Annotated in this window: 19 protein-coding genes; 13 read left to right on the top strand and 6 right to left on the bottom strand. The window is 59.5% G+C overall.

All coding sequences use genetic code 11. The features are described 5' to 3' along the window. Positions 1 to 6: 6 nt before the first annotated feature. The 10 genes from ACZ48C_RS05670 (at position 7) to ACZ48C_RS05715 (ending at position 7,560) form a co-directional block, all read left to right on the top strand. Positions 7 to 432 (top strand): NlpC/P60 family protein, encoded by a 426-nt coding sequence (locus tag ACZ48C_RS05670; RefSeq protein ID WP_464782462.1) that lies wholly within the window; start codon positions 7 to 9, stop codon positions 430 to 432. Further along, complete coding sequence (locus tag ACZ48C_RS05675) at positions 419 to 3,130, top strand: hypothetical protein (protein ID WP_464782463.1); 2,712 nt, start codon at positions 419 to 421, stop codon at positions 3,128 to 3,130. Before ACZ48C_RS05670 ends, ACZ48C_RS05675 begins: the two co-directional genes overlap by 14 nt. Before the next feature lie 27 nt (positions 3,131 to 3,157). Then, on the top strand, positions 3,158 to 4,225 hold the full coding sequence (locus ACZ48C_RS05680; protein WP_464782464.1) for a glycine-rich domain-containing protein: 1,068 nt from the start codon (positions 3,158 to 3,160) through the stop codon (positions 4,223 to 4,225). Beyond that, positions 4,222 to 4,740: a DUF4376 domain-containing protein gene (locus tag ACZ48C_RS05685; protein WP_464782465.1), complete on the top strand. Its 519-nt coding sequence runs from the start codon at positions 4,222 to 4,224 to the stop codon at positions 4,738 to 4,740. The genes ACZ48C_RS05680 and ACZ48C_RS05685 overlap by 4 nt, the downstream gene beginning before the upstream one ends. Beyond that, positions 4,733 to 4,987 (top strand): hypothetical protein, encoded by a 255-nt coding sequence (locus tag ACZ48C_RS05690; RefSeq protein WP_464782466.1) that lies wholly within the window; start codon positions 4,733 to 4,735, stop codon positions 4,985 to 4,987. The genes ACZ48C_RS05685 and ACZ48C_RS05690 overlap by 8 nt, the downstream gene beginning before the upstream one ends. Positions 4,988 to 5,018: 31 nt before the next feature. Next, positions 5,019 to 5,840, top strand: a complete 822-nt coding sequence (locus ACZ48C_RS05695; protein ID WP_464782467.1) for a hypothetical protein — start codon at positions 5,019 to 5,021, stop codon at positions 5,838 to 5,840. Further along, positions 5,837 to 6,088 (top strand): hypothetical protein, encoded by a 252-nt coding sequence (locus ACZ48C_RS05700; RefSeq protein ID WP_464782468.1) that lies wholly within the window; start codon positions 5,837 to 5,839, stop codon positions 6,086 to 6,088. Before ACZ48C_RS05695 ends, ACZ48C_RS05700 begins: the two co-directional genes overlap by 4 nt. Before the next feature lie 129 nt (positions 6,089 to 6,217). After that, positions 6,218 to 6,529, top strand: a complete 312-nt coding sequence (locus ACZ48C_RS05705) for a hypothetical protein (protein ID WP_464782469.1) — start codon at positions 6,218 to 6,220, stop codon at positions 6,527 to 6,529. A 130-nt stretch (positions 6,530 to 6,659) separates the two neighbouring features. Next, positions 6,660 to 7,115 (top strand): Panacea domain-containing protein, encoded by a 456-nt coding sequence (locus ACZ48C_RS05710; protein WP_464782470.1) that lies wholly within the window; start codon positions 6,660 to 6,662, stop codon positions 7,113 to 7,115. Next, complete coding sequence (locus ACZ48C_RS05715; protein ID WP_464782471.1) at positions 7,108 to 7,560, top strand: hypothetical protein; 453 nt, start codon at positions 7,108 to 7,110, stop codon at positions 7,558 to 7,560. The genes ACZ48C_RS05710 and ACZ48C_RS05715 overlap by 8 nt, the downstream gene beginning before the upstream one ends. A gap of 12 nt (positions 7,561 to 7,572) precedes the next feature. Here ACZ48C_RS05715 and ACZ48C_RS05720 read toward each other — a convergent pair whose 3' ends face one another. After that, a complete protein-coding gene (locus ACZ48C_RS05720) occupies positions 7,573 to 7,818 on the bottom strand; it encodes a DUF982 domain-containing protein (protein WP_464782472.1) in 246 nt (81 codons plus the stop codon). A 1,054-nt stretch (positions 7,819 to 8,872) separates the two neighbouring features. On the opposite strand from ACZ48C_RS05720, the gene ACZ48C_RS05725 reads away from it, so the two are divergent. Beyond that, positions 8,873 to 9,085, top strand: coding sequence for a hypothetical protein (locus ACZ48C_RS05725; protein WP_464782473.1), 213 nt, complete (start codon positions 8,873 to 8,875; stop codon positions 9,083 to 9,085). Between the two features lie 7 nt (positions 9,086 to 9,092). Here ACZ48C_RS05725 and ACZ48C_RS05730 read toward each other — a convergent pair whose 3' ends face one another. The 4 genes from ACZ48C_RS05730 to ACZ48C_RS05745 all read right to left on the bottom strand — a co-directional run bounded on the left by ACZ48C_RS05730 (position 9,093) and on the right by ACZ48C_RS05745 (position 10,111). Next, positions 9,093 to 9,296, bottom strand: coding sequence for a hypothetical protein (locus ACZ48C_RS05730; protein WP_464782474.1), 204 nt, complete (start codon positions 9,294 to 9,296; stop codon positions 9,093 to 9,095). Positions 9,297 to 9,409: 113 nt separating this feature from the next. Then, positions 9,410 to 9,577 carry a hypothetical protein gene (locus ACZ48C_RS05735; protein ID WP_464782475.1) on the bottom strand — a complete coding sequence of 56 codons (168 nt, stop codon included), beginning with the start codon at positions 9,575 to 9,577 and terminating at the stop codon, positions 9,410 to 9,412. A 40-nt stretch (positions 9,578 to 9,617) separates the two neighbouring features. After that, positions 9,618 to 9,767: a hypothetical protein gene (locus tag ACZ48C_RS05740; protein ID WP_464782476.1), complete on the bottom strand. Its 150-nt coding sequence runs from the start codon at positions 9,765 to 9,767 to the stop codon at positions 9,618 to 9,620. A 143-nt stretch (positions 9,768 to 9,910) separates the two neighbouring features. Then, complete coding sequence (locus tag ACZ48C_RS05745) at positions 9,911 to 10,111, bottom strand: dehydrogenase (protein ID WP_464782477.1); 201 nt, start codon at positions 10,109 to 10,111, stop codon at positions 9,911 to 9,913. A gap of 234 nt (positions 10,112 to 10,345) precedes the next feature. On the opposite strand from ACZ48C_RS05745, the gene ACZ48C_RS05750 reads away from it, so the two are divergent. Both ACZ48C_RS05750 and ACZ48C_RS05755 read left to right on the top strand, forming a co-directional pair. After that, positions 10,346 to 10,576 (top strand): hypothetical protein, encoded by a 231-nt coding sequence (locus ACZ48C_RS05750; protein ID WP_464782478.1) that lies wholly within the window; start codon positions 10,346 to 10,348, stop codon positions 10,574 to 10,576. A 310-nt stretch (positions 10,577 to 10,886) separates the two neighbouring features. After that, positions 10,887 to 11,642 (top strand): KilA-N domain-containing protein, encoded by a 756-nt coding sequence (locus ACZ48C_RS05755; protein WP_464782479.1) that lies wholly within the window; start codon positions 10,887 to 10,889, stop codon positions 11,640 to 11,642. Between the two features lie 91 nt (positions 11,643 to 11,733). On the opposite strand, the gene ACZ48C_RS05760 is transcribed toward ACZ48C_RS05755, so the two are convergent. Next, positions 11,734 to 12,282 carry a hypothetical protein gene (locus ACZ48C_RS05760; RefSeq protein WP_464782480.1) on the bottom strand — a complete coding sequence of 183 codons (549 nt, stop codon included), beginning with the start codon at positions 12,280 to 12,282 and terminating at the stop codon, positions 11,734 to 11,736. Positions 12,283 to 12,314 lie beyond the last annotated feature (32 nt).

Raw genomic sequence — 12,314 nt, forward strand, 5'->3', positions numbered from 1 at the left:
TCGGCGATGACCTATGTCGGCGTGCCCTTCGTCAGCAAGGGGCGCAACATGGCCGGCGCGGACTGTTGGGGTCTTGTCCGGCTGGTCTATGCCGCCGATCTCGGCATTGACCTTCCGTCTTATGGCGAGATCGACGCGCATGCCTTGATGAAGGTGAGCCGCGAGATCGACGTCGGCAAGGATGATGAAGTCTGGCGCGCTGCGGACCCCGGAGCGTTGCAGGCCTATGACGTCTGCGTGATGCGCCACCATGGATCGCGCCTTGTCTGCCATGTCGGCGTTCTGCTTCCGGTGCGCAACGGTGGCCCGCTCGGCATCCTTCATGTTGAGGAGGCGAGTGCCGCGGTGATCGTCCCGCTCAACCATTTTTCAATCCGCGAACGGGTGGCCTGCTTCCGGCGCCACCGGATGGTGCCTGATGCAGCAGTGTGAAGGTCATGTCCTCGCCGTATGGCGGGAACCGTTCAAGCTCGGCTCGCCGGAGGTTGCTCTCTGGAAACCGGGCGTGACGGTGGCGCAGATCGTCGAGGCGATGGAGTGCCTGCCGACCGACTTCGACGAGCACGGCGCGGTGATGGTCAACGGCGCCGAGGTGCCGCGCGCGCTTTGGCAGCTCGTCAGGCCGAAGGCTTCGACGTCGGAAGTCATCGTTGGGGTCACCTTTCACTATGCGCCGCAGGGTGGCCGCGGCGGTGGCCGCAAGGGCATCTTTGGTCTGGTCGCCGCGCTCGCGCTGTCCTTCGTCACGGCCGGTATCGCTACGGTGGGCATTCCAAGCCTCGGGATTGCCGCCGGCTCCATCGGCGCCAAGATCCTCGCCGCGTCCATCGGTATCGTCGGCTCGCTTGTGATTGGTGCGCTGTCCTCTCCTCCGGTGCGCAGTCAGCAGCAAAACAAGAGCGATGCCATTGAGTTGGAGCCGGCCGGCGTTTCCGGCAATGTACTGGAGCCTAACGCCGCCATTCCGCGCGTCATTGGCACTCGACGCGTGTTTCCTCCCTTCGCCTTTGAGCCGATTGTCGAGTTGATCGGGCAGGACGAGTTTGTCGAGGCGGTGCACGTCCTTGCCGGCCCGCACAAGCTGGAGGATATCCGTCTCGGCGACACGACATGGGATATGTCGAAGGTCGATAGTGACCTCGTGATCGAAACGCGCGAGGGCCTTCCCGGCGAACGTCGGCTTGAGCTGACGCGCCGGCAGGGGCGCACCTATGATCTCAACACCGAAATGTCGGTGCATGGCACGGACGCGGAAGACCTGGCGCTTTTCGCCGCTCCTCTTCCTGTCTGGCACGGCATGGCGACCGCAGACAGCCCTGACGAGGCATGGGTGCACTTCTTCATCGCCGGCCTGACGCGACAGCAGGACCAAGCGCAGAAGCTCCGAATTCCGATCCGCATCCGCATGCGCCGCCGTGGCGATCCTGACTGGCGGTATCTGCCGGAACTGCACTATATGGATGCCACCCAGGCGCAGCGGCGCGTTCAGGTGAAATTCTTCTTCGGCAAGGCATTCGACGGCACCTTGATCCTGCCGCCCACAGGTCGCGGCTTTATCGAGGCGCGTAAGAAGGTGCCGGGCCAGAATGTCCTGCCGCTTGGCGACGATTGGTTCGCCGATGACTATTTCTCGGCCGGGCCCGGAGGGGATATCTATCGCAACGGTACCAATCTTACGACGAACGTGCGCAATGTTCTGCTCTCGGCCGACACGGTTTCGGTCTTCCTTTCTGCAGAGGACTGGCCGGCCGGCATCTACGAGATTGAGATCATCCGGGGCGCAACCATCCGTGACAATCTGTTCAACTCCGATACCTATGTCTACAGCGGCAATATCCTGGACTTCTATGGGGCAACGGCCAGCGGCACCTTGCCGCTGACACGCGAGGGGCTGCTCGACCGGATACAGATCCGCCGCATCGTCTCGATCCGCATGCAGTACCCGGTCAACCAGAAGAATCTTGCCCTTATCGCCCTCAAGGCCCGGAATCGTTCTATCGGCCGTCTGTCGGTGAAGGCCTCGGGCTATGTACGCGATTGGGACGGTACGGGCTGGCACGATCTCATCACGACCCCGAACCCGGCGCCGCACTTCCTCGACGTTCTGACCGGGCCGCTCAACTTCGACCCGGTCCCCGAGGATATCATCGATCTCGACGGCCTTCTTGAATGGCGGCAAGCGTGCATCGACGGGGATTTTACCTGCGATATGGTGGCGGAAGGCGATGGCTTGCAGGATCTCCTGCGCATCATCGCCTCCTGCGGTTACGCCCGACCGTATCAATCCGAATTCTATGGAATCGTTCGGGACTATGACCGATCGGAAGAAGCGCCGGTGCAGGTGTTCTCGCCGCGAAACATGGCGGGCTTTGGCTGGAAGAAGGCCTTTGCCCGGGTGCCGGCCGGTTTCCGTGTGAACTACCGCGACGAGGACGTTGATTACTCCTCGAAACAGATCGTCGTATATCGCAAGGGCGCGGAAGGCACCGATGCGCGCACGGAGCAGGTTTCTTTCGACGGCTTTGTGTCCGAGGCGAAGATCATCAAGCGCGCAAGCTTCGATCTCGCCCAAGCCGAGCACCGCGCGACGTTCTATAGCTGGACCTCGCCGGCCGAGGCCATCGTCTGCCGGCGCGGCTCCCTCATCGCTGTCGGGCACGACATCCTCGCGCGTCACTATGGCTATGGCCGCGTCAAATCGGTGCTGCTCGACGGCACGGGGGACAACGTGATCGGGATCGTCCTCGATACGAGGATCGAGGTAAAGAACGCGCCCGACATGCTGGCTGTCGCCAACATGCTTGCCGTGCCGGATATGCTGGACGTCGGGCTTCACACCGGCATAGCGATCCGTCGCACGGATGGCGCGCTATCCGTCCACGCGCTTTCGAACGCCGCCGGCGAGACGGGCACGCTGATGTTCGAAACGCCGGTTCCGAATGACGAGACGGCCGGCTCTCCGTTCGATGGCGGCCCGCTGATTGCCGAGATCGGGGAGGGTTGCCTTGTGGTGGTCGGCCTGGCGGGGCGCGAGACGAAGCGCCTTATTGTTACCGAAGTCTCCAACGGAAAAGACCTGACGGCGAACATCACCGCCGTCGACGAAGCGCCGCAGATCTGGGCGGCTTGAAAACCCCAAAAACTGAAGGAATGAGAAATGGCGGATCGCAAGCTTCCGACATCCCTTTCGCCTGGGCCGGTAACCGGTCCCGACTATATGGACGCCGTCGCGGCCAAAGTGGGCATGCTCTTTGATTCCATGGCGCTGAAGCCGACTTCGGTTGTGAACAGCGCGAATGACTACACGATCACCGTTGACCCCGTGCTCGACGCGGACGTGGTCGCGGGCATGGGCTTTTTCATCCAGCCGAGCGCAACCAATACCGGGCCTTGCCGGCTTCGGGTCGGGGCGACCAACCCCTATTACGATCTGGTGAAGGCTGGCGGTGAAGCTCTTGCGGCCGGGGACTTCAGCGCCGGTACGGCCTATTATGTGGTCTTCCTCGGCGGAGAATTCCGTATCCTGTCCGTCGCCAGCAATGAGAGCGGTGGCGGTGCGAACATCGACTTCCAACAGTTCGATGTATCGGGGAATTGGACAAAGCCGGAAGGACTGTCCGCAGAAGCAATCGTATTCGTCGAAGTATGGGGCGCTGGCGGCGGCGGCGGTTTAGGCGCATCGGGTGGCGGTTTCGGCGGCGGCGGCTCTTATAATTACAAAATTTTGAGAGCCGCCGACGTTACATCTGTTGTTAGCGTTAGCGTCGGCGCTGGCGGCATAGGTGGTACAGGATCAACTAACGGCGGCAATTCCTCATTCGGCTCTTACGTTGTCGCCTATGGCGGCGGCGGTGGTGGTCAAGGCACATCGTCGGGCGGTGGTGGCGGTGGCCACGGCGGCGGTGGCGGTATGTTTGGTGCCGGTGGGCATGGCGGTAACGCTAACGGAACCACCCCGGGTGCCAATGGTGGTGGCGGGGCCGGAGGCGGAAGAAGTGCCGGTACTGGTAGTTCTGATGGTTGGGATTTCGGCGGTGGCGCTGGAGCTGCCAATAACTTTGCAAATTACGGCGGCGGCGGCGGCGGTATCGGAACGGTCGGCGGTCTTAGCAATTTCGGCGGAAATGGCGGCGGCACCAATACAGCCGGTGAAGTTCCGGGCGGTGGCGGTGGACGCGGGCAGCCGGGCGGCGCAGGCCGTGTGAAAGTGAGGGTGATCGGATGAGGCACGCTGTTATCGAAAACGGTGTCGTCATCAACACCATCCTAGCGCCTGAGGGGTTCGAGATTGAGGGGGCAACGCTCGTCGCATCGGATACAGCCGGAATTGGCGATCTCTACGATGCTCACACCGGCGAGTTTTCCCCGCCGCCGCCGCCGCCGATCACAGTCGACGAGCTCGTGGCTTATGCATCGGACCTGCGCTGGCGGATCGAGACTGGCGGCGCGATCTGGAACGGGGTCCTGGTCCATAGCGACCGTGAGAGCCAATCGAAGATCATCGCCGAGCGCCTGGCCATTTCCGAGGGCGTCAGGGACGATCCGGATGGATGGAAGTTCGCTGACGGCGAATTTCGGCTTCTGAGCAATGCCGAGTTCGTCTCGCTGTCCGATGCGGTGCGACTGCATGTCCGGATGGCGTTCGCCACCGAGGCGGCGGTACAGGCCGGCATCGCGGCCGGCGAAGTTACCACCTTCGCGGCGGTCGATGCCGCTTTCGGGGTCGGCGGCGATGAGTGACGGCCGCTGCACCTTCTGGTTCGATGGCTGGCCGGCATGGCTCGGCGGGACCGGCAGCGAATGGCTGCATTGTTGCCTCGATCACGACGCCGCCTTTGATGCTGGCGTCGTGACGCTCACCACGCATATCAAGCTCTGCGCATGCGTGGCGGCGAGCGCTGGCGGCCCTCTCATGGGGCTGATCATGACCTTCGCGACGGCGGCCTGGTGGGTGCTGACGCGAACGCGGAGCAAGGCGCGGGAATAGCGCCTCACCATCTTCAATCTGGAGAAACATCATGAATCGCACCATTCCTCGTGGCGCGGCGATCCTGCTCGCCTTCATTCGAAAGACTGAAGTCGGCCGGGACGACCGCGCGTCCTATGACGTCATCTACAACAACAAGCAGGACCGTCTGCCGAAACCGCTCACGTCCATGACCTATGGCGACATCATCGACGCCCAGCGTGGGTGGTCGAAGAATTTCGGCTCCAGCGCGGCCGGCGGCTACCAGTGCATGCGGGCAACCCTGATCGACCTCGCCAAGGAAAACCCGTCGATCAGTGGGGACGACGTCTTCACGCCCGCGTTTCAAGATCAGCTCGGCTATGCGCTCCTCCTGCGCCGCGGCTACGAGCTTTTCGTAGCCGGCAAGCTCACCCGCACCGAGTTCGGCAAGAGGCTGGCGCAGGAATGGGCGTCGTTCCCTGTCCTCATCGCCACGCGGGGCAAGCATCGCGACGTGGAGCGCGGCCAGTCCTTCTATGCCGGCGACGGCCTGAACAAGGCGCTGGTGAAGCCGGAGAAGATCGAGGCGGTTCTCGATCAGGTGCTCGCCACCGCGCGCGCCGACGTGGCGGCCGCCAAGCCGAAGCCGGTTATCGTTGAAAAGCCGGTGGTGGCCGATCCGGGCGAGCTGGAGCAGTCGCCCATGAAGTCGAAGACGGTTTGGCAGTGGATCATCACGACCGTCCTCGTGCCGCTGCTTGCCGTCTTTCAGGATTACCGCGTGCAGCTCGCTATCGTCGTCATCGTCGCTCTGTTCGCCGCCTATGCCATCAAACGCCGCTTCGACCTGGCGAAGGCGGTCAAGGAGCTCAAGGCGGAGTTCGAGGCATGATCGGCCTCGTCGACGCCGCCAAGATCGCCGGGGGCTTTGCTCTCGGCGCGCTGCTCGTCGCCCCGGCCGCCCATTACCTCGGCAAGAGGGAAGCGCGGCAGGAGACAGCCGCCATCGCCGCCGTCGAGGCCATCAACCGCATTCAGGAACTGGAGAAGAACAATGCGACCTTTCGCTCTTTGCCGTCTCGTGATCGCTGCCTTGTGCTTATGCGCGATAGCCGGCTGCCAGACGCCGGCTGCGATTAACGGGAGCGGCTACCAGATGGTGCGCTTCTCCGACGCCCAAGCGGCCCGGCTGGCGGCAGACGACACCACGGCCGGGCCGGCGATCAATTCGAACAATCGGCAATGCCAGCAGGACGCGGGGTGCAAGAAATGACTGTGAGCGATCTCCAGTGGCTTATTGGTACGGCGGTGGGCGTGGTCCTCGCCGTCGCCGGCATCGCCATCACGGCCCTGCACGCCGTCAATACCCGCCTCGACAATGTGGTCGAACAGATCAAGGCCGGAGACGACCAGCTCCACGAGCGCGTCAACCGGGTGCGCGACGACATGGCGAACGGCTATGTTCGACGTGTGGATCTCGACAGCCACATGAAGCGCACCGACGACACGCTGAAGGAGATGCGCGACGACCAGAAGGCTATCATGCGGTCGCTTGCCACCTTGGAGGCCAAGCAGGTTTGATCACGCGCACGGACTGAGTGGAGGCCGCTAGTAGAGGAACGTAACGACGATTAAAGACATTATCTGTGTAATCGTGTTAAGCGTACCTATCTAAGCAATGCAGAATCACATCAGCGAACAGGAGGGTTAGATGTACGACGCACGACAAATAGCCAACTGGTTCGTGACGCGCGCTGCGCGTGATGGCCGTCGGCTGTCCATTATGCAGTTGCTAAAGCTTGTGTATATTGCGCACGGCTGGCACCTGGAAATGCGGCGGTCTCCGCTCATCATAAATAAAATTGAGGCTTGGAAGTATGGGCCGGTTATTCCAGATGTATACAACGCCTTCCGTCAGCAAGGCATCGAAGCAGCGATACCGGTTCCCGTAACATCGCTGCCAATGTCGGCGAACGACAACGACCTCTTGGAGCAAATCTACAATGGGTACGGCCGCCTGTCGGCAATGCAGTTGTCAGATTTGACGCACGAACAGAATGGTCCTTGGGATCAGGCTACCCGTAGGTGGGGGTATTTCGCGCCTATCCCCGATGACCTGATTAGACCGCATTATGAAATGAAACGTCGTCAGGCCGCTAATGGTTGAAGAGAGCATTCCGCCGCCAACGGAAGACCTGACGCTGGCGCACGACGCCGTGTCGGAGTTGGAGCGGCGGATTGCGAGACTTGAACTGGAGGGAGACAGCGCCCGCCTCAGTGACGAATCCACGCACCGCGGGCTACTGATTAGCGAAGTGCGGCAGCGTATACGTATGCGTTACACGGCTTTTGGACTTGCGGTTGTGACGATGATTTTTATGGGTGTCACAGTATGGCATACCGTGCACAGTTATTTCTGGGGCTCTTTGATCACGGTTCCGCAGTCCGTCGCGATCGTCATGTTCTTGGCGCCAATTACGTCCATCACTGCGATTACGATAGTGGTCTTGATCGGTGCATTCCGACGCTTCCGGGATGACGACATGGACAATGTCAATGTCACCAGTCTGGCCGGTGAAGCGGTTAAGGCCGCGTTCCCTGGAGGCCGGTGACACTCGTCATGCTCACCTGACAAATACCTCAGGCTCATCCGCCGCCTTCAGGAAAGCCTCTCGCGCGTCGGCCGGCTTCTTCCGTCCCTCCAGCACCGCCAGGCAAGCTTTCTGCGCTTTCATGAAGGCGTGGCCGGATTGCACAGGCCAATCCGTGAGCAGGGCGCGTGCTGCCTCCTCCGTGCTGGTTACGGTGCGGTACTGCCCGAGCCGCTGCGTCTCGAACGTGACCGGCTCATTCCATCTGCCCGGGTCCATCTCAAACCTCACGCTATATAAAGCGCCCCGCGCGAGGCGGGGCAAAAGGCTGAACTAAGTAGAGTGGCGTTTCAGAACGGGCGCGCGCGAAAATTGTTCCGACGGGCGGCGACGCAACAGGGGAGTCGCGCCGCCGAACAAGCCCCCGGACCTGCGCCTTGAAGATTTTGGCTCTCCCAAGGCACCCGCGCCCTTTCGGGCGCCTACAGATGGCATGTTCTGCGATCCGAGGAAAGCCGTCAGCAGATACTCCCTGGAGTGGCTGTCGATACGCGGTGAAAAAAGAGACGAACCTTCCCATAGCCAAGAAGGCTCGCCTCTCCCAAGAGCTCGCTCGGGACCGGAGCGAGATCGCTTCAAACTAGCCTTATGTAATTTTGTTCCATTGGCAGTGAGTGTCGTGGTAGGGTCTGTCTCGGAACAATACCCCGATCAGATTGTTCACAGCCAGTTCGGGGGGGGGGGGGACGCCCCGATCACAGCCATTTTCACTGACCAGAAACGCACCAGCTCTGCTGGTCAAACGGGCGCGTTCGCCCCAACTCGGGCAGGAAGGCATCAAACCCGTGAAGTATGAACCTGACATGCAGATCATGTTCGATGTGGTCGGAAAGAGCGCGCTGGTCGTATTCCGAGGGGCTTCCTACTACCTGAATGGTCCCTATGGCTCTCGCGGGGAGGCCGTTCGCGCCGGAGAAGAACTCTGTCGACGGATGGGCTGGGGCGTAGAGGGAAGCGACGGCGGCCGGAACAAGCCTTAGATAAAGGCCCACGCGAGCCACAAGAGCGCCGCGGTGCAGATGCCAATGAGGAGACAATAACCGATCTGGTGCGTCATGGCAAAGACCCCTCAGTTATTGAGACCCATTTTAATGCTGGCGGTGGAGGAGTCGAGCAAAAATTCGCTCTCGTTTCGCGCCCGATGAACTGGTTGTGTTGAGTAAAGAACTCCAATTATTGCGTGTGAAATGTCATCGTTCATTTATTCGAATTGATTGATGTCACAGCTGAGCTATCGTTTGAGTTGCAGATCGTAACCTTGAGGGGGTTCATCATGGACGCACGGCCCAAACAATCGCTCGTAGCGAGCGAAGGCACAACGGGGAGGAAATCCGGAAGCTACATCACGCAAATGTTGCGTGAACTCAGGTCACAGGCGGAGGCCAGCGATTGGCAACTCGCGTACATGATCGAGATGGCCATGTTGCATTCCGACCAGATAGACTGCGGCATGGTGAAGGCGGAGGTTCGAACAAAAACCCGGTAGGGTAGGACTATTCGGAAAGGCGGCGCGTTCTCGTCACTTCTGACTGCTGACAAGCTCCGGCCGGAGGAGAGCTCTCTAACGCCTGTACCGTGGCAAAATACTCTCTGAGCAGTTTCACGCCTTCTGACGGTTCGAGGCCTTGGCGCATGGCAACGCGCGCAACGCCCATCGCCATCCGCAACTGCGCTTCATCCTTAGTACGATGTGCCATGACGTGCTCTCCAAATCGCGGCGAACGTTGCGTTAGTTTTGTCGGCTTGGCAACTCCGTAAATCCGTCATTAGGAACTCAGGGCCAACAAGAAGCCTGTCGCACGCATCAAGCTCAGTTTTGAACCGGCTCTGTTGTCTCCTCATCACCCTCATCCGCGCGGAGATACCCTTGCCCGATCAACCAATCCTCAGCGATAACCGCAAACGCCTCCTCGCGCGTGAGGTCCTGCTCCAAGGCAAAGCGGTCCAAGGCGTCTTCAATCTCTGGCGCCAGCTTCATTTTCCCCTCCGTTAAATCTACTCGCTGGTCACCTTCGAACTCAGCGCCGATCTTGGTCAGCGCCTTCGTTCAAGCCCGTCAGGAGGGATGCTGGTATTTCCTCCGGGTCCAGGTCGTCAGCCAGCGAGTGCAGACTTTGTCCCATCAGCCAGTCGCGCACGATGAATGCCAACGCCTCGTCACGAGACATATTATTCTGCCTGGCGAACTTCTGAAATGTGCGTTCAATTCCTGGTGAAACATATCCTTGCTCCCGTGGTCCCGGCTCGACCGATTAAAGCAGGTGGCCATCGGCACTACCTTCCCAAGCATCTTCTATTATGTCCATCTGTTTCACTCGCGCTCAAGGTGAGGTCGCCAGCCGCGGGTGAAACCGGCGCCCATCGCTCTGCGGGCTATCGCAAGCTGCCAGCGCAGGTAAGCACAATCGGCGAGGAGCGTGGCGATCGCAGCGCGGGCGTCTCCATCGTGCCAAGCCAGCGCTTCATCGATTTCGTTTTGAGACTCGGGGTTTTGCATTTCGAGCGGGCGCACGTCGTCGTTCTCCTGTGAGATGCCACAGTCGGCGTCAATTTCGGGTCTATGATGGGTGACCGGCAGCGCCGGTTTGTTCTCAATATGTTCCGTTTCGGGGTAGAGTCAACCAATCTGGCGACGGATTCTTGCCCTGAGGGTAATGTTGGAAGGGTGGCCGGAACCTTCACTCCCAATTTCCGTTGTCTCTAAACAAGCTATCGCCGGATAAAAGCCGGCAGGAGTTCAAGGGACATGGCAATGGATTTCAGCGCTGGCCCCGCCAGCGCGGGACTCCGTGCATCTCTGGCTGCGGCTATCGCCTATGATGATATCTGCTCTCAATGCCAGATCGAGATTACCTACACTGCCCAGGCGATCATCCTGAGTGGAAGAGCAACACCTGCCGCGGCTGTTAGGGCGCGGCAGATCATTCGCGATATTGTCGGATCAGCCCCTGTTTGGGATCGGACCATCTCGATATGAAAAAGCCCGCCGGTGAGGGCGGGCTAGCGGCGAGGTTCCGGAAAATCAATGATCGGTAAAGAAAACGTTACCGCTTGCCTTGAATAAGGCAGATCAACCACCGATATGATCCGAGATTTGCATCTGCAAATCAAAAATAGAGCGGCCCGGATGGTGTTAGCGCACCATCCGGGCCTGAAGTACCAACCTTGCGGCAGGCTATGTGATCACATGGTGTCCATGTATTCATTAATTTTTGGATGTCAAGAGTTGCTGGCCTCCGCATAACGACATAACGAAAGGTTTATGTCTTATGGCGGAAATGAAAGTGATGCTTTTCAAGCAGTCCCGTATTCGGGTCGATAGCAATGGCCTCGTGTGTTTGAACGACATTCACCGTGCCGCTGGTTTTTCGAAGAACCAAACCCCCGCAGATTGGATGCGTCTGGACTCCTACGCAAAGGAATATGTCGTCCTTCTAAAGAAAAACACGGGAAAATCCCGCCTTTGGACAAAAGAGGAAACGAAATCAATAGTTTACACTAAGCGTGGCGCGGATGGTGGGACTTGGGCTCACGAAAACCTCGCGCTGGGATATGCGTCATATCTGTCCCCGGGACTTGCAGTCGAAATCCGTGACGTCTTCCTTCGATTCAAGAAGGGGGATGAGACGCTTCACGACGAAATCAGGGAGAACAAGCGGCGCCGAGACGAAGCGTTCGAGAAAAGCCGCGAAATTGGCAAGCGGGTTCGTCGCACCTACACGGACACACTCAACCAGCGTGGTGTTAAGGCTGGCGTGGAGTATGCGAACTGCACCAACGAACTCTACAAGCATCTGCTTGGAGGTACGGCTAAAGAGCTGAAAGTGTCGAAGAAGCTCCATCCCAAGGCGAGCCTGCGTGACCACATGTCGCTTTCCGAACTGGCTTACACGATGGCATCGGAAGCGCTCGCGGTCGAGCGCATCGAGGATCAGGATGCACACGGGTATATAGCGTGCAAGACTGAAACTAGGATTGCAGCGACAACGATCCGTGGCGCAATAGAAAGCGATCGCAAAAACCGGCTGCAGAAACTGGTGTAAATTGGGTTGCGGGGCCTCGGCCCCGCTCATCCCATCAATGCGTCGTCCCCTTACGTCTGGCGATGTGCCTGGCAGAAAGTTCTCCAGGCGATTAAGCGATCCCTGGACTCGCGCGGAACTCCATAGCCGTAATCCAATGCTCATGCTCAGCTGTCCCACATTTCGCACCAATCCCGGTATACCACCAGCCTTCGCTAGGGTCAGGTACGCGCATGCCTGGGTTCTTGTGTTGAGAAATCCAGCCACGGTAGGCGATCGAGAAGGGGCGGCTGGACGAATTGTAGATCAGCGCGGCGCCAAATCGCTTGATGTATCTGCCGTCCGACAAGTTCGGAAGGTTCGGACACGCTACTCCGTTCACGCCTTCCGCTTTCTCATCGATCTCGGGGCCTGCTTGCCTATAGACGCAGTCGTATCGTGTGGAGAACTGGTGGCCTCCGCGGGCTTCGATTCGGAAGTAGTGAAGAGAGTTGCCACCGCCTAGCGATACGAGCGCGCGTCCGTTTATCGAGTCTACCCATTTCTCTGCGGATGTGCCGCTTTCAAAGTAGAATACGCGGTACTCGGGATAGTCGAATATGCTCTTCTCGCGACTGGAAAGTTCATCGTCGCTTATCAAATCTGCATTGTTCGATGTCATAAGCCTTCTCCCGTTGAACTCGGCGAGGTACT

The sequence above is a fragment of the Shinella sp. 1A1 genome (assembly GCF_055379515.1).